The following is a 17422-nucleotide window of genomic DNA, read 5'->3' on the forward strand; positions in this document are numbered from 1 at the left end:
AAATCCTTGAATTAGTAAATAGGAGAACTTGAAATGGGCGTACAAGTAATCAATGGAGACCTTCTCTACGCGTCAGAGGATATCCTTGGACATCAGGTGAACTGCAAAGGTGTAATGGGTTCGGGCATAGCGAAAGCAATTAAAGCTGCCTTCCCAGAGGCATATCAGCTGTACATCGATAAATGCAATCATGCAGTTAACAAAAGTGAATTACTCGGTTACTGTCAGTTGATTGAATGCAGTAATGGAAAGACCGTTGCCAATTTATTCGGTCAACTTCATTTTGGACGTGGCAATCAGATTTATACGAACTATGACGCACTAAGGAAAGCGCTAACGACGTTGAAAACAAAGGCTCAGTTAACGCCCTCAAGTATCGCTTTACCATATAACATTGGATGCGGATTGGCCAACGGAGATTGGAATGTTGTAGAAGCCATGATCCAAGATGTGTTTTCTGATTATGAAGTAACTTTGTATAGGATATGACGAGAGGATAATTGCTTGAGGAGTGTTAGATGAAATGAATTTTATTATCTTTGACTTAGAAGCTACTTGTTGGGAAAACGATCGTACCAAGCCTAATGAAATCATTGAAATTGGCGCCGTAAAAATAAATGATAAGCTAGAAATGATTGACGAATTTCAGTCTTTTATTAAACCTGAGCTTAATCCTATTTTGTCTGACTTCTGCAAAAAACTTACTTCGATAAATCAAGCGGATGTAGATCAAGCCGAAAGTTTTCCTCAGGTGGCGCACAATTTTAAAAGTTGGATCGGTGACGATAACTACTGGCTTTGCTCATGGGGGTTTTATGACAAGAGCCAATTAAAGAAAGACTGCGAACTTCATAATATCAAGACGGATTGGCTTAGAAAGCATATTAGTATTAAACATCAACACGGAAAATCGATTGGGGTAGATAAAGGCGTAGGTATGGAACGCGTTTTGCAAATGTTAAATATTCCGCTTATCGGAACCCATCATAGGGGTATTGATGATGCAAGAAATATTGCAAAGATTTTTGTGGAGATATTCGACATATTGGAGTTCAGTTGAGGTATTGAAAGGAACTTTAAGAATGAATAGTGAACCAGTCAAGATTCAATCATTGAAATACGGCAATCATCGCCATTATGAATGGGATACCACACTACTTGAGAGATCCGATGATTATATCTTCGTTCTTGGCCACCGTGGAAGAAAACTGAAGCATTACACCAAAGGGCAGGTATTTACCGTAGATCATTGGACGATAGAGTTTTTTCCCTTCAATGATTGGTTTACAGTGAGCGCAGATATTGTTGACGGAAAGATTGCGCAGTATTATTGCAATATTTGCGAACCATCTCGAATGGCCGGCAATGTAGTATCATTTATTGACTTGGATATCGATCTGATCTATAAGAACGGGACATGGGAAGTTGTTGACGAGGATGAGTTTGAGATTCACGCAGTTAAATTTGCTTATCCGTCTGAATTAATGGTTAGGGTCAGACATGAACTTATGAGCTTACAAAATCGGATTGAGCAGAATCTATTCCCTTTTGACGGGGCCATTGAGAAGCTCATACCTGCTGTAATTCGGGAAGAACGGGGTGATTGCAGTAGCTCCCGACACGGACCAATAGCCATACCCAAAAAAGAACAAAAGCTATCCAAGAAGCACACCCGATGCTTCGAACCGTAACAAAGGTTAACGTCACAACGCATGCGCCAAAGATGAGCCAGCTTTTATAGGTGTCTACGGCAAGATAAGCGCCGTAAATACACAATCCAGCGATAACGAGAGAAATGAGATCAAGAAAAATGTCTGTCCCCGTCCGCTGCGGCTTCTCCTCTTTGATGCCAACGGCCTCCAGCCCTTTTTTAATGCCGTGTTTGACAGCTTCGCCAAGCAGTAACTCCACCAACTTGTTCAATTTACACGCTTCTATGGTAATGCAATGGACCTGAGCTTTACGAGCCAGGACGACAAAGGGCTACTCCAATGGAGTAGCCCTTTGTCGTGACTATGCCGGTTATTCTTTAACCCCGCCGATAGAAATTCCTTTGACAAAATAGCGCTGAAGGAACGGATAGACGATCAGGATCGGTAAAGCGCCGATAAAAATTTGCGAAGCGCGGATCGTCCGCTGCGACATGTTGGCGACCATCGCCGGGTCGAACTTCGTCATGTCGGCTTGCACGATGATCGTCTGCATGAAGCTGGCCAGCGGAAGATTTTCCGACTCTTTAATGTAGATCAGACCGTCGAAATAAGCGTTCCAGTGGCCGACCATCGTGAACAAGGAGATCGTCGCGATCGCGGGCAGCGAGATCGGCAAGTAAATCGCGACGAACGAGCGTAGGTAACCTGCGCCGTCGATGAAGGCGGCCTCCTCAAGGTCCTTCGGCACGTTGCGGAAGAAATTGAGAAGCAAAATGACGTTGTACACGGTGACAAGACCAGGCAGGATAAGCGCGAGCAACGTATTCATCAAACCAAGCTTCAAGATCAACACGTAACCGGGGACGAGGCCGCCGGTAAACAGCATCGTGAACACGAAATACCACATATACACGGTGCGCCCGCGGAAGATACGCGCGTCTTTGGACAATGCGTAAGCGGCGGCGGTGTTAACGAGCAGGGCGAGTCCCGTGCCGAATACGGTCCGTTTGACGGATACCCATAGCGACGAAAGGAAGTTCGCGTTGCCGAACGTTTTGGAATATGCCTCTAACGTGAAGCCTTTGGGCCAGAATGTAACGAGCCCGGCGTTGGCTGGCGCGGTCGAACTGAGCGATACCATGAGCAGATGGAACATCGGCAGCAGGCAGCCGATCGCGATGAGGCCGAGCAGTGCGTTATTGAAAACGGTGAATAGTCGATAAGGCAATGTTTTATGATACATGCGAGGACTCCCTTTCTAGAAGATGCGGTAGCCGCCGAAGCGACCTGCGAGCCGATAGGAAGTGATAATCAGCAGGAGGCTGATCATCGACTTGAACAAGCCGACCGCCGTCGCGAAGCTGAACTGGCCGCTTAGAAGGCCTTCGCGGTAGACGAACGTATCGATGATGTCGCCTTGACGGTAAATCATCGGACTGTACAGGTTAAACACTTGGTCGAAGTTGGCATTCAGCACGTTGCCGAGCGCCAGCGTCACGACGACCATTGCGATGGGCACGAGCGAAGGAATGGTAATATATAACGTTTGCTTCCAACGGCTTGCTCCGTCGACTTCCGCGGCTTCGTACAGGCTCGGATTAATGCCGGCCAGCGCCGCCAGGAAAATGATCGTGTTGAAGCCGAATTCCTTCCACACATCGCTGAATACGATCGTGAGCCGGAACCAAGTGCCGTCCCCTAGGAAGAAGATCGGCTTGATGCCGAATACATGCGACAAAAATTGATTAACAAGACCCGTTTGCGCAAGCACGTCGATCAGGATGCCCGACAGCGTCACCCAGCTCAGGAAGTGCGGCAAGTACACGAGCGTCTGAATCGCTCTTTTGTAGCCCATTTTCCTGACTTCGTTCAACATGAGCGCGAAGACGAACGGAATGATCAGATTCAGCACGATTTTCGAGCCTGCGAAGAGCAATGTATTCCAAATGATATGGACGAAATAATCGTTCTCGAACATGTAGCGGAAATGCTTGAGCCCGACCCAATGGGAGCCGGTAAAGCCAAGCGCCGGCTTATAATCCTGGAATGCCATGACGATGCCTGCCATCGGGACGTAACTGAAGATGAACACAGCCAGCGCGGCGGGCAGCACCATGAGATGAAGCATCCACGATTGCTTGTTGCCGAATTTTCTTTTCGCGCGCGGCGGAGCCTTGATTGTCGGTTGTACTGCGGTATTTGCGTCCATCGCTCTCTCCCGTTCCTAAAAAATCTCATTTGTATAACGCGTCGATCCCTGCTATTAATAGTAAAACAAGGGCTCAAACCGAACTATATGACTTTGTTAGGATCGATAGGGTTTTGTTAGGGATGACATTCGGAGGGAAAAACGATGAAGCTGGGGAGAAGCATCGACTACGTCAAAAATAAATACAAAGCTGGTTTCAGTTTTTTTACGAAAATGAATGCACTCATTCTCGTCCTGTTCGTTCCGGTTCTCTTTCTGTTCACATATGCCAACAACGTTGCGTTCGACGTCATCGGTAAGGAACTGAAAGTATCGAATATGAAGCAGCTTTCGTTCTTGTCGAGTCAGATCGATTCGAGAATTACGCAGGCGATGGATTTCGTCATGACGTTCTCGAAGGACCCGAACGTGCAGAAGTTCAACGGCCTTAACATCTGGGAAGACCGCTACGACAAAATGCAGACGAGGTATGTCATCGAAGAAAAAATGCGGCTGCAGTCGGGTTTGACAAACATATGGCCGGTCCGATACGCGGTGTTCTCGCAGCAGAACAAAGAAGCGCTGTCGAATTTCGAGACGGCGGTTGAATACGACAATGAGTATTTGAAAAAGAACATGACGGGCAAGTGGACGTATGGCGACGGGAAGGCTGTGGCTCCTGGAACTGCGAAAGCATTTTATCGGTTCTACGCCGATTCGTATGGTCAGCAAGGGGTGCTCACAGGCAGCAATCTGGTCGTTGTCGCGAAATTCGGTCACGAGAATATCCAGAACATGCTCGATGCGTACAAGGCAGGGGGACAAGGCGATCCGCTGTTTTATCACAAAGGGGATTCGCCGATATTGAACAGCACGGCTTCCAAGCCGCTGACCTATGAGTTGGTCGCGTTTCTCGATCGGGAAACGATTGGCGATTCGATGCAGAAGGTGGTCAAACTTGACGGCAAAAGTTATTTGGCGAGCGCGGTCCGCTCTCCGCAGCTTGATTGGTACTTGGTCGATTACGTGCCGCTCGGGCATTTGCTTGGTCCGATGTCGTTCAGCCGCAACTTGTTCTATTCGTCGGCGATTTTGCTGCTTGTCATCGGTTTCTCCGCTTCGGTGCTGCTGTACAGGAACGTGCAACGTCCGATTCGCAAACTGATCAAAGGATTGCAGAGCGTGCAACGAGGTGATTTCGCCGTCCGTATCCAGGCGAATACGAATAATGAATTCTCGTTTCTGTTCCACCGTTTCAACGATATGTCGCGGCAAATCCAGGAGCTGATCGAGAACGTGCTGAACGAGAAGCTGCGTGCACGGGAGGCGAATTTAAAGCAATTGCAGGCGCAGATCAACCCGCACTTCTTGTATAATTGCCTCGGTTATATTATTAACATGGCGCAGATGAAAGACGAAGAAGCGGTTGTCACCATGGCGTACAATTTGAGCGCCTATTACCGTTATACGACGCGAATGGAGCGGGAGACGGCAACGCTGGACGAGGAAATCAAGCTCATCGTTAACTATTTGGATATTCAGAAGCTGCGCAACGGCAGAATTCATTACGAGATCGACATACCGAAAGAGATGCTGTCGGAGCATGTGCCGCGGTTGCTGCTGCAGCCGCTTGTCGAGAACGCGGTCATGCATGGCGTCGGCAAAACGTATTCGTCCGGCCGTATTACGATCAAAGGCACAATGGAGGGCGGAAGCCGTATCGTGACGATCGACGACGATGGACCAGGTTTGCCGGAAACTGAGCTTGAGAAGCTGAATCGGACGATGCTCGAGCCGCTTCGGGATGAGATGGGCTGCGGGTTATGGAATACGAACCAGAGGGTCGTTAACCTGTTCGGGGAAAGTTCGCATTTAAGATTCGCGTCGTCCCCGTTCGGCGGCTTCCGCGCGGAAATCATATGGCAGAGCGAGACTGGCGAATCGCGTCAGGACAATACAAAGTTGGGGGACAATCGGCATGCAGATGATAATCGTTGACGACGAGGCGCATTGGGTGGACAACTTGTCCATGACGAAACCTTGGCATAAGTTCGGCATTGAGCAAGTGCACAAAGCGTATTCCGCTAGGGAGGCGCTTCAAATCATCGAGACGAATCCGATCGATATCGTCATTTCGGACATTTTGATGCCGGAGATGTCGGGTCTGGAATTGATCGAGCGCATCCGGGAAAAGGATAAACGGATCAAGTGTATCATTTTGTCGGGGCACTCCGATTTCGAATATGCGAAGCAGGCGTTGAAACATCATGCGGCCGATTACTTGCTCAAGCCTCCGACCGATCCGGAGCTATTCGGCGCCGTGCAGGCAGCGGTCGACGAGCTGAATAAAGAATGGGAAAGCGTGGGGTCGCTGGAGCGAACGTTGTACACGCTTCGGGAGAATTTGCCCGTGCTGCGCAGTCAGCTGCTTCTTGATGGCTTGCGGGGGCAGCGGTTGTCTTCTGCTGAGTGGGAACGTAAGCTAGAGAGCTATGATTTGCCGTTCCGCGAAGGAGAATGCGCGATGCTGCTCGTTCGGATGGAGGAAGAGTTCGGACAGTACAAGAATAACGGTCAGCAGCTCATGGAATATGCGGTTATGAACATGGCCGAAGAGATTTTTGGGGAATATGCGAGCGTGTGGGGAGTGAAGGAGGATCACGGCTACTTGGCGTTCCTTCTCCAACCGAACGGCGAGAAGAAACGCGAAGGTGGAACGGACGCGCTGCTGGAGAAGCTCGCCATGCAATTGGAGGCGAAGGCAAAGCAATTTCTGAAAGGCTCGTTGTCCGTCGTCATCGCCGATCGTTTCCGTTTCCCGGACGAGCTGCCTGTTCGTTACCGCGAAGCGGTCGACTACTTCAGGCAAATCGTCGGCGATGAGAAAGAGTTCGTCATGCGGGCGAGCGTTGCTCGCGGCCAAGCGCAGCAGCGACCGCTCGACGCGCTGTATATGCCGCCAACGCTTATCGGTTTGCTAGATGCCGGGCGCTGGGATGCTGCCGAGCAGAAGATTGCCGCCGTATGCGCGGAGCTCGACGAGATCTGGTCCGAATCTTGGGAGCACTGCATGGAGGCCGGGTATGCGATCGCTTCGGCATTCGCGTACGCTGCGCATCGAGGCGGCAAGACGCTCGTTTCGCTTATCGGCGAAGATCTGGAGGCGATGAGAAGCGGGGAAGCGTTCGAGTCGATCGGCAAGCTGCGGAAATGGGCGCTTAGCGTTCTGGAGAAGCTGAAAGCGGGAACATCCAGCGAAGTGAAAGATATTCGCTCGTCGTATGTGAGCAAAATCCAGGCGTATGCGGAAGCGAACCTCCATCTCGATGTATCGCTGAGGGCGTTGGCGGACCATGTGAACCTTCATCCGACGCATTTGTCCAAAATTTACAAGATCGAAACAGGCGAAGGGATTAGCGACTACATCGCCGCCCTTCGCATGGAACGTGCCTGCAGACTGCTACGGACGACGGATAAGAAGGTGTATGAGATCAGCGCGGAAGTCGGTTATCTGGACCCGGCGTATTTCATCAAAGTGTTCAAGAAGCAGTATAACGTTACGCCGCAGGAGTTCCGGGACGGACAGTAAACGCATGACAGACTCCTATCGAAACTAACAAAGTCATATAGATGCCTCCCACGCCTAGTTGGTACAGTTACACATGTAGCAAACAAACACCGTAGGGGGATAACGAACATGAGAAATGCCAGAAAACCTTGGCTCATGCTGTCGCTTGCGGCAACCGTCGCACTTACCGCTTGCAGTTCGAACGACAAAGACAACGCTTCGCCGGCAGCTTCCGGCAGCGAGCCGGCGGCAAGCAGCACAGCTCCAGCCGATCCGAATTCGGCAGATGCCGTATTCGCACGAGGCAAGTACGATCCGCCGATCGAGATCAGCACGATTATCATGCCGAAGAAATATACAAACGGCGATACGAAAGAGAACAACGTCCACGACCGTTGGATGCTTGAACAATTGGGCTTGAAATACAAAGACACGTGGTACCCGGCAGGCGGCGACCAGTACAAGCAGAAGTTGCAACTGGCGATCTCTTCCGGCGAGAAACTTCCGGATTTCGTCATGGTGCCGACCGATCCCGTATTGACGAACCAATTGATCGAGTCCGGTCAATTCATTCCGATCGACGAGCTGTTCGACAAGTACGCGAACAAGACTTGGAAAGATCACGCCGCGCAACACCCTGAGCTGTGGTATCCGTTCACGAAGGACGGCAAGAAATGGAACCTTCCGATCATGGAATACACGGACAACGATGATACATTGCTCTGGCTTCGCGAAGATTGGATGGAGAAGCTGAACCTTCAAGCCCCGAAGACGATCGCCGATCTTGAGAACGTTATGGATCAGTTCAAAAACCATAACCCGGACGGATTAAAGCCGAAAGATGTATATCCGCTCGCGATTTCCTTGAAAAACAACACGAACACGTGGATGGGCGGTCTTGACTGGTTGTTCGGCGCTTACGGTTCTGTCGAAGAACAGTGGAACAAGGACGCGAACGGCAACCTGGAATACGGTTCCGTCAATCCGGGCGTGAAACAAGCGCTCGCCAAGCTGCAGGAATGGATGAACAAAGGTTACATTCATCCGGACTCCGCGCTGTGGGATGAGGGCAAGTCCGCCGAGCTTTGGACGAAGGGCAACGCGGGCGTGCTTCCTGGCGCGAACTGGGTGCCGGACTGGCCGGCTCCGGACTTGCTCAAGAACGTCGCAGGCTCGAAATTCAAGGCGTATCCGGTACCTGCCGGACCTGACGGCAAGATGGGCACGAAGTGGCAGAACTCCGGCGTTAACAGCAGCTTTATGATCAACAAAGACGCCAAACATCCGGAAGCGATCATTTTGTATTACAACTATTTGCTGGATAATTTGGCGAACCCGGCCGTCGGCAGCAAATACGAATACGGCTTCGCTCAAGGCTACGACTGGGATATGATCGACGGCAAGCCGACAAGCGACAAAGGCAAAATCAAAGATTTTAACAACGACTTCCCGTTCATTACCGGCCCGGCTCGCATTCCGGATCTGTACATGAAAACGCTCGTGAAGCTGGCTGACGGTGCGAAGCCAGAGACGCCTTACGAGAAGCAGCTTGCGGAATTCCGTAAGCCGGAAAACTGGTATGCAGCGAAGGTGGTTATGTCGCAGATCGACATCCGCAAACAAAACTACCTTACGGGCGCGGCGACGCCGACGATGGTTTCCAAATGGAACTTGCTTCGCCAATCCGAGCAAGAGACGTTTAACAAAATCATCTACGGCAAACTGCCGGTTGATGCGTTCGACCAATTCGTAGCAAGCTGGAAAGCCAATGGCGGCGACCAGGTGACGAAAGAAGTGAACGATTGGTTCAAGTCTGTAACGAGCGCGAAGTAAGAGACAGCAACAAAACAAAAGAAGTTCCCCAATTGCCGGGGAGCTTCTTTTGTTATAATAAATGCCTAAGGAAGGGCGGGATCGATAATGGTGAGGGATACGCTTCGGCAATGGTTGGTGCGAACATGAGCGGTACAGGCCGGTGGCTGACACCGACAGGCGGATATCTTCAAGGCTATTCGCATTCGTTGAATCCGTACGTCGGCTGTACGTTTGGCTGTTCTTATTGTTATGTGCGGCGAATGCCGATCGGGCTGTTCCGCGGTGAACCGTGGGGCACGTGGGTTGATCGAAAAAAGGCCGATCCGGGTAAGCTTCGCGCGGAACTGAAGCGGGAGAAGGGAAAGGGGCCGGTTACCGTGTTTTTCTCGACGGCGACCGATCCATATCAGCCTCTTGAAGCGGACGCCGGCGTGACTCGCGCTTTGCTGGAAGAGATGGTGGCTGAGCCGCCGACATTCGTGTTGCTCCAGACGAGAAGCCCTCTTGTCTCGCGGGACATTGACGTGCTGAGCCGTTTGGGCGATCGCGTCCGCGTCAGCATGACGGTGGAGACGGACAGAGAGGATGTCCGGCGGATTATCGCGCCTTCTTCGCCGCCGCTTGCGGCGAGATGGCGAGTTTTGCGCCAGCTTCGCGAAGCCGGCATCGACACGCAAGTCGCGGTATCTCCGATATTGCCGCATACACCTGCGTTCGCAGAGAAACTGGCGGATGTTGCGCCGCGAATCGTCGTTGACGATTATTTCCGCGGGGACGGCAGCGGGGGCAAGCGAAGCGCGGCACTTGGCATGAAGGAGCTGCATAACAAAAACGGATGGATCGAGTGGTACGATCCATCCGTTGCGGATAAGTTGTTGAATGCGTTGGTCAAGCTAATCGGCAGAGAGGCGGTGGGCGCCGGTGCAGACGGCTTCGCGCCTCCGGTGCGCTAACAGCTAGCAGAAACGAATTACGACGCAATCGGGAAGCCGGTAGAACCGCCCGGAGCTGGATCAACGATGAGCTGCGGCTCCGGCGCGACTTTGTAATTCGAAGCGACGTAGGTAACAGCTTTCAGCTCGGTAATGACTTGAGCGTACATTTTGTCCGGATCGGGTGGAAGAGCTTTGTATTGGATATAGGCGGTGTCGCCGTCGAACTTGATACCAGTAATGATGAGGCCGTAACCAGCGTGAGGCGCCTTGACGGTTAACGTTACTTTTGAGACGGCGTCCGTTTCTTTCTCCGTCGTTACTTGCGGGTCGAACAGGACTGGCGTCTCCGGTTGCGGAATCGGCTTCGTATTTTTAATAAATGTCGCTGTTCTGGCAACCATCGTCTTCGCTTGCGCGACGGTTACTTTGTTTTTCGGGTAGAAGTAACCTTTGCTGTCGAGCGTGACAACTTTAGCGATAAGCAGTCTTTGGATCGCTTCCATCGACGTTTTGGAGATGTTCTTCGCATCTTTGATGTTGGCGAAAATCTCAACCCAAGCGTAGTCCCCTTTATGGCTAAGCGCGCCGTACAGCCAGACAGAGAATTGTTCTCTCGTCACTTTGGCGGCAGGGTTGATGTCTTTCGGCAGGCCAAGTCCGTTGTACTGAGCGATGATGAAGTCGTTCGCGTACGACGCGTTGTCTTTGACTTTCGTAAAGTAGTCGCTCGCTTTCGGCTCCTTGATAAAACGAAGGTTGTCGATGTTCAGACCCAAGCCTTTCACGATGAGCGTAACGGAGGTCGCTACGTCGATCGCTGCGTTATCGGCATTGTTCCCGTGTTTGGAAGAGTTGTTGTTCGCGAAAGCGGAGCCGCTTAACGTCAGGCAGAAGGCGACGACAAGCGCCAATAGGGCAATCGGTAATTTTCTTTTTGTTTTCATTACATGATTTCCTCCTCGTATTTGTTTTCCCAGGCAATCTTCAGACGCGGCTTGGTTGGAAAATGTTGCGCAGATTTTGATTATGTATTGCAAGAATGACAAGCTCGGGCGGTAAAAAAATCGCCAAACCCTTTGGGGCCTGGCGAGAAGTGCGCTATGGATTAGTAACCTGCTCTCAAGATGATGACAGTAGAACGAACAGAACGAGCGCGATGGTTGCTCCTGTCCAAGCGCCAGCTACAGGGTAGCTCATTTGATCACCGCCGATTAGCGTCCGGAGTGTCCACCGGAACGACCGCCAGGGCGGCCGCCGGAAGGGCCGCCGGAGCGCCCGCCGGAAGCGCCGCTAGGGCGCCCGCCGGAAGGGCCGCCGGAGCGCCCGCCGGAAGCGCCGCTAGGGCGCCCGCCGGAAGGGCCGCCAGGGCGCCCGCCGGAAGGGCCGCCAGGGCGCCCGCCGGAAGGGCCGCTAGGGCGCCCGCCGGAAGGGCCGCCAGGGCGCCCGCCGGAAGGGCCGCTAGGGCGCCCGCCGGAAGGGCCGCCAGGGCGCCCGCCGGAAGGGCCGCCAAGTCGTCCACCGGAAGGGCCGCCAGAGCGCCCGCCGGTAGGACCGCCAGGTCGTCCACCGGAAGCGCCGCCAGGTCGTCCGCCGGAAGGGCCGCCAGGTCGTCCACCGGAAGCGCCACCAGGTCGTCCGCCGGAAGGGCCGCCAGGGCGTCCGCCGGAAGGGCCGCCAGTACGTCCGCCGGAAGGGCCGCCAGGTCGTCCGCCGGAAGGGCCGCCAGAGCGCCCGCCGGTAGGGCCGCCAGAGCGCCCGCCGGAAGGGCCGCCAGAGCGCCCGCCGGAAGCGCCGCCAGAGCGCCCGCCGGAAGCGCCGCCAGGTCGTCCGCCGGAAGCGCCGCCAGGTCGTCCACCGGTAGGACCGCCAGGTCGTCCGCCAGACAGGCCGCCAAGGCGCCCGCCGGAAGCGCCGCCAGGTCGTCCACCGGAAGGACCGCCAGTACGTCCACCGGAACGACCGCCGGAACGACCGCCAGTACGTCCGCCGGAACGACCGGCGGAGCCTCCCGAGCGTCCGCCGGATCCCGGGCCGAGTACGGTAGCTTCAATGTTGTCTTCCATTATCCAATTTTCAGTGGGAACGAGTTGTTGATAATCCATTCTCAAACTACACCTCCCGAATTATAGGGTCGGCATAGTTTATGCTGTGCGGACTGGCCCTGTCAGGGACAAGCGCGTGACGTCAGCTAAAATTGGCATCTGCGTCGCATATGGATGACTGCGGTACAGAAGCCTACTCGAACAATTCGTCCATAAGTCGATCGATTTCTTTGCGGCGTTCCGCAGTGCCGCCTTTATCGATGCGAATGACACCGTTGTCGAGAACGATAGCGTCGCCGGGCCTCGCTTCGGAGGGGAGTTCGCTCCTTGCGAAGTCGCGCGTTACACCCGAAAATTCGATCACCGCGATATCCTCTTCGAAACGGTCGATTACGCCATGCTCCATTTATCTCACCTTCCTGAGCTGTAGTTTTTTTCCGTCGCTGACGATTGTCACAGTGCCGTCTGTATCTGTTCGGAACACGGATACCCCCTGGTTTTCAAGTCGGTTCAACACTGTTTCCGCCGGATGGCCGTACGAATTGCGGCCGACGCTGATAACTGCATAAGTCGGAGCAACGGCCTGGAGGAATGCTTCGCTCGTCGACGACACGGAGCCGTGGTGCCCGACTTTCAGCACATCAGCTTTCAGCTTTGCCCCAGTTTCAATCATGTCTTTTTCCGATTTTTTTTCGGCATCGCCGGTGAACAGGAAAGACGTTGTTCCGTAAGAGAGGTGAACGACCGCGCTCCAATCATTAAGATCGTCGCCGTAGCTTTTGGCCGGACCGACGAAAACAGCTTCCGTGCCTTGAAGGGGGAGCTGGACGCCGGCTTTTGCTTCCTTAATCGTGCGTCCCGCTTGCTTGACGGCGAGCAAGAAATCTTTGAATGAATCGGTCGTATGCGACACTTTCGGCGCGTAGACGGCTTTGACATTGAAGGATTTAATGACGGTGTCTAGTCCGCCGATATGGTCCGAATCCGGGTGCGTTGCAATGACGATTTCCAGATCGTCCACGCCGAGCTGTTTCAAGTATTCCACGACACGAGCGCCAGCGTCGTTCTTGCCGCCGTCGATCAGGATGTCGTCGCCTGCAGCTGTCTTGATGTAGGTAGAGTCGCCTTGCCCAATATCAAGGAAATAAACGGACAGCTTGCCCTTGGCTGGGGGCTGCAGCACTCCCGTTTGCGGTGTTTCGGCTTGCGCGTTGTCATTAGTGGCGCCCGGTGCACCGGCGGTAGGCAAATTGCCGCAAGCTGTCAGCATGGCGAGCGAGAAGATGGCCGGAACGGCACGACGCATCGATCCGCTTATGATAGACTTCAACATGTTGTTAATGCTCCTCTTGTTGCGGAATATTGCCATTTTACATCGGGAACGGTTGGAAGTCTAACGGGTATCTTTGTTGTTCGGGTTAAGTATCTCTGCAGTCATCCGGTGGACACAAAAACGATTTACAGATGAATTTCTAATCGGCCTGAATGCCACGGAGGTGTATAAGACTCGATCTACAATTTCGGGCTGCATCACGGGTCTGGCAAGCCTACTTTGTAGCGATCGGGACGCGATATTCGATTTCATGAAGGGAAATCCTTCCTTATGTCGAAATTATTCGATTCAGGAGGGATTATCATGAGTTATTCAAAAGAACTCGCCCTAGTAGAGAGCGCGTTAAAACGATTTGAGGGTAAATCTTTAGATGAGTTAAAGAAACTAGAGATGTATTTCTCGGCAGATGAGGGCTCCAGGCCAGTGCTGAATTCATTTGTTGGGATTATAGTCGGGATTATCATCGGTTCCTTCACTTTTAATATCAATAAGGTGAGTACAAAATTCTCTGATACTACAAGCATTGTATTTGCAGGTATCTTGAATATGGTGCTTGTTGCTGTAATTGGATTTATGCACGTCCGACTAATCAAAAATGCACGGAAGGCCAATTTAAACTTAATTGCGATCAAAAAACTTATTGAAAGGAAGACTCATGAAAGTGAATAGATCACTTTCGAAGGCACTTATAAATCAAATATCCTTCGATACCACCAACCGAAAGTTGTCTTGGGACTAATCGACGATCCGAACGCTAACGCCAGTATTCGTCTGGGTGATAGACAAGTTTGGAGTTGGACACCTTTTTGATTGCCGTGTGTCGCCGATGCAGATCGTCTATAGATCGACCGGGCAACGAATTATATCTCGTGGCGCGGGTAACCCGATAAGTCTTTGCGACTCCGCAAGGGCTTTTTTTTGTTTCCTTGGGATAAATTGATCATTGTATAGAACGTGCGTTCGTGTTATATAATAAGAACACGCGTTCTTATTTGACCACGGAGGCGATCATCTTGAGCGGACACATCGAAGAATATGTAACAATATCGCACAATTTTAGTCAGCCAGTGAGTATCATGATCGGTGGTAAGGTTTTGTCTGGAAAGATCGAGGAGATCGGTGAAGAAGATTGTTTTTTGCTGGCCGGAAAGTGGCATGGGTTAACGGAGATCGAAGCGATCGTAACGTGAGCCAAGAGAGAACCATTTATCTAATCGATTGCCAGTCATTTTACGCATCTTGCGAAAAGGCAGCGCGCCCGGAACTCAAGCACAAACCGGTAGCGGTAGGTGACCCTGATCGGCCGTCCGGAATTATCTTAGCTGCCTGCCCTATTGCAAAATCTTTCGGCGTCACAACGGCGGAGCGCGCTAAGACAGCTCTCGCGAAGTGCCCTGAACTCGTCATCGTACGTCCTCGGATGCAGAGGTACATCGAAATTTCACTTATGATCACGCGGATATTTGAGAGCTATACAGACTTGGTTGAGCCGTACTCAATCGATGAGCAATTTTTGGACATAACAGGCGTGCTTCACAAGTACGAGTCCGCCGAAGCGCTCGCTAAGAAGATACAGCATGAGGTGTTGCTATCTACAGGTGTGTGGTGTCGAACCGGAATTGGCCCAACAAAGATTCTTGCCAAAATGGCAACGGACAACTTTGCTAAAAAGCATCCTGATGGCATATTCCGTCTCGGGTACGACAACCTAGAGACCGATCTTTGGCCACTGCCGGTGAATCAGATGTTCATGGTGGCCAGCAAGATGACTGCACATTTTTGGATTATGGGTTGTCAAACGATCGGGGATATCGCCCGTATGACGTTACCAGACTTTAAGCGCAGACTTAGGCAACGCATGGGGCGTCAGTCAGACATTCAGGCTGAATATTATTGGCAGACAGCCAGAGGGTTAGACCCGTCGCCAGTTGTCCCCTCAATCCGCAATGAGCTGCAGTCAGTGAGCCATGGCAAGACGCTTCGAGCCAGCCTATACACAAAGCGAGAAGATATCGAAATTGTACTGAGTGAGCTTGTGACTGAGGTATGCCGGCGCGCACGGAAAATCGGCAAGCAGGGGCGCGTTGTCGCCGTCGGGTTAGGGGAGTCAGATGGCACGGGAGCCGCGCGTTTTGGCAGGCAAGTGACGTTACCACATGCCACATCTCTAACGCACGAGGTCGGAGCCGCCTCATTAAGACTGTTCCGCGCGAATTGGCAAGGCATGCCCGTCTCACACATTTACGTGTCGCTGACACAGCTATCGGACGACGACGTGACCCAACTGACGTTATTTGATGATCGTGCTCGCGCTTACGACCTCGAGCGGGCCGTCGATTCGATTAAGGACCGCTTTGGAAGTGCAGCAATACTTAAGGCCTCCTCACATCTGGAGGCGGGAGTGGCAAGAGAACGCGCCGGACAGATAGGAGGCCATTTTAAATGACCAAGCTGGACGCTAACAATCGATGGGGGCCAAAGTTTTTGCTGGATGCGCACCAGGTAAAATATGAGCAACGTGACAAAGAAAAACAGATTGCCGGAGCTACATCAGAGGAGATGCAGCTTATAAGGGAGTCGATATTACTGCCAGAACTTCAAAAAATGTTGCAGCAATCGATCGAGGAAGTGGGTAACTCTAATATCACCTTGCACAAAACAATGGCAGTGCTCATGCAACTACTACTGGACAGCGTGAGTCGCACTAAGTATGGGGTGAATCGTGAAATGAAGCGAAAGAACATTAAGGTTACCAAACAGGAGCTTATCGACAATATTACCACCAGTCAATATTTGTGTCGCGGACTCACGGGAAGTTTCGGCATGACTCGGGAAGTGATGAGAGAGCAAATCGGACTGCATTTAAAACGGGCAATCAATGATGTGCTTCGCCCGCCAAATATGGAAACCAAAAGCCCCGGACGTTGATCCGGGGTTGCGTTGTATATTACCAAAGAGGTGCGAACGAAATGGGACTAACGCAATCGGTCAGCAATACTCTATAACCATTCAAAGCAATGACTGATGATTGCGCTATTCTCGATAACGCGCGGGGGCCGTTAGACCCCAATTGGCCCCCAAAGCGTTTATTCTGGATCGACAACACCTTAACGCAAAAAAAGAACCCTTGATTCCTCAAGGATTCTGGTCGCTTATGAATGGTGATCTGAACAGGGATCGAACCTGTGACCCCTACCCTGTCAAAGTAGTCCAGGGCATTTCCACCCGTATCCGCGAATGCTCGGAAGCCTACTGCTGTAGGGCTTTCGAGCACTTCCTCTCTCCTGGAGTAATCCGTAATATTCGGCTGTTGTTTGAAGTTTGCTACCACGATGCTACCACGGAACTTCCTCGTCATCAAGGTGTAAATTCCAATGCGCGTTGTGAACATAATTAGAGAGCGGGGGTGGTAACTTGAACAGAATCAGGCGAGATATCTTGTTTCTTGAATGATTACGAGAATAACATGTTAAGTGCATTTTTCTGTGTAGGTTTAATGTCGATAACGGAGCGTATCGTTTTGGCGGTTGCTTCAGCCTCATCTAAGTCTTTAACAATTCCAAGAGCAAGAAGCGTGCCCGCAGCGACTGTTCCAGTTCGACCTTTCCCACCGCCGCAATGGAAAGCAACTTTCTGGCCGGCATTGTAGGCGTTAACAACTTCATCAATCGCTTGTTTGAAGAGAAGATGCTCACTTTCAGTTGAATTGTCGCCTAGCGGCACTCTAACCCATTTTGCTTTGGAATCGGGATAGGCACAGCCGGTCGACTCTTCCCGTAGATCCACGATGACATCTATACCTTCATTCTTTTCCATTGCTTCGACATCTTTGGCTCCACCCATGAAGATACGGTTTTCATGAAGGGAATGATAGTGCTTTTCCACTTGC

General features: G+C 51.8%; 18 protein-coding genes. 11 read left to right on the forward strand and 7 right to left on the reverse strand.

The window, feature by feature from the left end; genetic code table 11:
* Positions 1 to 33: 33 nt before the first annotated feature.
* From ACFPOF_RS10290 to ACFPOF_RS10300, 3 genes are read left to right on the forward strand one after another with little or no spacing between them, the layout of a single operon-like run.
* A complete protein-coding gene (locus ACFPOF_RS10290; protein ID WP_378132170.1) occupies positions 34 to 489 on the forward strand; it encodes a macro domain-containing protein in 456 nt (151 codons plus the stop codon).
* A 34-nt stretch (positions 490 to 523) separates the two neighbouring features.
* A complete protein-coding gene (locus tag ACFPOF_RS10295; RefSeq protein ID WP_378132172.1) occupies positions 524 to 1060 on the forward strand; it encodes a 3'-5' exonuclease in 537 nt (178 codons plus the stop codon).
* Positions 1061 to 1082: 22 nt separating this feature from the next.
* Entirely contained in the window at positions 1083 to 1691 is a 609-nt protein-coding gene (locus ACFPOF_RS10300; protein ID WP_378132174.1) for a DUF402 domain-containing protein, read from the forward strand.
* Between the two features lie 331 nt (positions 1692 to 2022).
* Here ACFPOF_RS10300 and ACFPOF_RS10305 read toward each other — a convergent pair whose 3' ends face one another.
* Entirely contained in the window at positions 2023 to 2895 is an 873-nt protein-coding gene (locus ACFPOF_RS10305; RefSeq protein ID WP_378132176.1) for a carbohydrate ABC transporter permease, read from the reverse strand.
* A gap of 15 nt (positions 2896 to 2910) precedes the next feature.
* Positions 2911 to 3861, reverse strand: coding sequence for an ABC transporter permease (locus ACFPOF_RS10310; protein WP_378132178.1), 951 nt, complete (start codon positions 3859 to 3861; stop codon positions 2911 to 2913).
* 144 nt (positions 3862 to 4005) lie between these two features.
* On the opposite strand from ACFPOF_RS10310, the gene ACFPOF_RS10315 reads away from it, so the two are divergent.
* The 4 genes from ACFPOF_RS10315 (at position 4006) to ACFPOF_RS10330 (ending at position 10176) form a co-directional block, all read left to right on the forward strand.
* The gene (locus ACFPOF_RS10315) at positions 4006 to 5838 is read left to right on the forward strand and encodes a sensor histidine kinase (RefSeq protein WP_378132180.1); all 1833 of its coding nucleotides are present in this window, start codon (positions 4006 to 4008) and stop codon (positions 5836 to 5838) included.
* Entirely contained in the window at positions 5819 to 7429 is a 1611-nt protein-coding gene (locus ACFPOF_RS10320; protein ID WP_378132182.1) for a response regulator transcription factor, read from the forward strand. Before ACFPOF_RS10315 ends, ACFPOF_RS10320 begins: the two co-directional genes overlap by 20 nt.
* A gap of 108 nt (positions 7430 to 7537) precedes the next feature.
* Complete coding sequence (locus ACFPOF_RS10325) at positions 7538 to 9241, forward strand: type 2 periplasmic-binding domain-containing protein (protein ID WP_378132184.1); 1704 nt, start codon at positions 7538 to 7540, stop codon at positions 9239 to 9241.
* Positions 9242 to 9351: 110 nt separating this feature from the next.
* Positions 9352 to 10176, forward strand: a complete 825-nt coding sequence (locus ACFPOF_RS10330) for an SPL family radical SAM protein (RefSeq protein WP_378132186.1) — start codon at positions 9352 to 9354, stop codon at positions 10174 to 10176.
* A 17-nt stretch (positions 10177 to 10193) separates the two neighbouring features.
* Here the strand turns inward: ACFPOF_RS10330 and ACFPOF_RS10335 are convergent, their stop codons facing one another.
* The 4 genes from ACFPOF_RS10335 to ACFPOF_RS10350 form a co-directional block, all read right to left on the reverse strand.
* Positions 10194 to 11102, reverse strand: a complete 909-nt coding sequence (locus ACFPOF_RS10335) for an S-layer homology domain-containing protein (RefSeq protein WP_378132188.1) — start codon at positions 11100 to 11102, stop codon at positions 10194 to 10196.
* Between the two features lie 267 nt (positions 11103 to 11369).
* Positions 11370 to 12260, reverse strand: a complete 891-nt coding sequence (locus ACFPOF_RS10340) for a hypothetical protein (protein ID WP_378132189.1) — start codon at positions 12258 to 12260, stop codon at positions 11370 to 11372.
* A 133-nt stretch (positions 12261 to 12393) separates the two neighbouring features.
* Positions 12394 to 12606 carry a DUF3006 domain-containing protein gene (locus tag ACFPOF_RS10345; RefSeq protein ID WP_378132191.1) on the reverse strand — a complete coding sequence of 71 codons (213 nt, stop codon included), beginning with the start codon at positions 12604 to 12606 and terminating at the stop codon, positions 12394 to 12396.
* The gene (locus ACFPOF_RS10350) at positions 12607 to 13533 is read right to left on the reverse strand and encodes a ComEC/Rec2 family competence protein (protein WP_378132193.1); all 927 of its coding nucleotides are present in this window, start codon (positions 13531 to 13533) and stop codon (positions 12607 to 12609) included. It lies immediately after the preceding gene.
* Between the two features lie 303 nt (positions 13534 to 13836).
* Between ACFPOF_RS10350 and ACFPOF_RS10355 the strand changes: the two genes are divergently transcribed.
* The 4 genes from ACFPOF_RS10355 to ACFPOF_RS10370 all read left to right on the forward strand — a co-directional run bounded on the left by ACFPOF_RS10355 (position 13837) and on the right by ACFPOF_RS10370 (position 16461).
* Entirely contained in the window at positions 13837 to 14202 is a 366-nt protein-coding gene (locus ACFPOF_RS10355) for a hypothetical protein (protein ID WP_378132195.1), read from the forward strand.
* Positions 14203 to 14546: 344 nt separating this feature from the next.
* Positions 14547 to 14723, forward strand: a complete 177-nt coding sequence (locus tag ACFPOF_RS10360) for a hypothetical protein (protein WP_378132197.1) — start codon at positions 14547 to 14549, stop codon at positions 14721 to 14723.
* Complete coding sequence (locus tag ACFPOF_RS10365) at positions 14720 to 15979, forward strand: DNA polymerase IV (protein ID WP_378132199.1); 1260 nt, start codon at positions 14720 to 14722, stop codon at positions 15977 to 15979. Before ACFPOF_RS10360 ends, ACFPOF_RS10365 begins: the two co-directional genes overlap by 4 nt.
* The gene (locus tag ACFPOF_RS10370; protein ID WP_378132201.1) at positions 15976 to 16461 is read left to right on the forward strand and encodes a YhjD family protein; all 486 of its coding nucleotides are present in this window, start codon (positions 15976 to 15978) and stop codon (positions 16459 to 16461) included. The genes ACFPOF_RS10365 and ACFPOF_RS10370 overlap by 4 nt, the downstream gene beginning before the upstream one ends.
* Before the next feature lie 525 nt (positions 16462 to 16986).
* Here ACFPOF_RS10370 and ACFPOF_RS10375 read toward each other — a convergent pair.
* Positions 16987 to 17418 (reverse strand): protein-tyrosine phosphatase family protein, encoded by a 432-nt coding sequence (locus ACFPOF_RS10375; RefSeq protein ID WP_378132203.1) that lies wholly within the window; start codon positions 17416 to 17418, stop codon positions 16987 to 16989.
* Positions 17419 to 17422 lie beyond the last annotated feature (4 nt).

Source organism: Cohnella soli, from assembly GCF_042655525.1.
Taxonomy (GTDB): Bacteria; Bacillota; Bacilli; order Paenibacillales; family Paenibacillaceae; genus Cohnella; species Cohnella soli.

Bases quoted from the DNA above. Each gene is read 5' to 3' on its own strand.
- ACFPOF_RS10335 (WP_378132188.1), bottom strand. From the start codon at position 11,102: ATGAAAACAAAAAGAAAATTACCGATTGCCCTATTGGCGCTTGTCGTC.
- ACFPOF_RS10310 (WP_378132178.1), bottom strand. From the start codon at position 3,861: ATGGACGCAAATACCGCAGTACAACCGACAATCAAGGCTCCGCCGCGC.
- ACFPOF_RS10300 (WP_378132174.1), top strand. From the start codon at position 1,083: ATGAATAGTGAACCAGTCAAGATTCAATCATTGAAATACGGCAATCAT.
- ACFPOF_RS10295 (WP_378132172.1), top strand. From the start codon at position 524: ATGAATTTTATTATCTTTGACTTAGAAGCTACTTGTTGGGAAAACGAT.
- ACFPOF_RS10325 (WP_378132184.1), top strand. From the start codon at position 7,538: ATGAGAAATGCCAGAAAACCTTGGCTCATGCTGTCGCTTGCGGCAACC.
- ACFPOF_RS10320 (WP_378132182.1), top strand. From the start codon at position 5,819: ATGCAGATGATAATCGTTGACGACGAGGCGCATTGGGTGGACAACTTG.
- ACFPOF_RS10370 (WP_378132201.1), top strand. From the start codon at position 15,976: ATGACCAAGCTGGACGCTAACAATCGATGGGGGCCAAAGTTTTTGCTG.
- ACFPOF_RS10350 (WP_378132193.1), bottom strand. From the start codon at position 13,533: ATGTTGAAGTCTATCATAAGCGGATCGATGCGTCGTGCCGTTCCGGCC.
- ACFPOF_RS10330 (WP_378132186.1), top strand. From the start codon at position 9,352: ATGGTTGGTGCGAACATGAGCGGTACAGGCCGGTGGCTGACACCGACA.
- ACFPOF_RS10355 (WP_378132195.1), top strand. From the start codon at position 13,837: ATGAGTTATTCAAAAGAACTCGCCCTAGTAGAGAGCGCGTTAAAACGA.
- ACFPOF_RS10315 (WP_378132180.1), top strand. From the start codon at position 4,006: ATGAAGCTGGGGAGAAGCATCGACTACGTCAAAAATAAATACAAAGCT.
- ACFPOF_RS10340 (WP_378132189.1), bottom strand. From the start codon at position 12,260: ATGGATTATCAACAACTCGTTCCCACTGAAAATTGGATAATGGAAGAC.
- ACFPOF_RS10305 (WP_378132176.1), bottom strand. From the start codon at position 2,895: ATGTATCATAAAACATTGCCTTATCGACTATTCACCGTTTTCAATAAC.
- ACFPOF_RS10345 (WP_378132191.1), bottom strand. From the start codon at position 12,606: ATGGAGCATGGCGTAATCGACCGTTTCGAAGAGGATATCGCGGTGATC.
- ACFPOF_RS10290 (WP_378132170.1), top strand. From the start codon at position 34: ATGGGCGTACAAGTAATCAATGGAGACCTTCTCTACGCGTCAGAGGAT.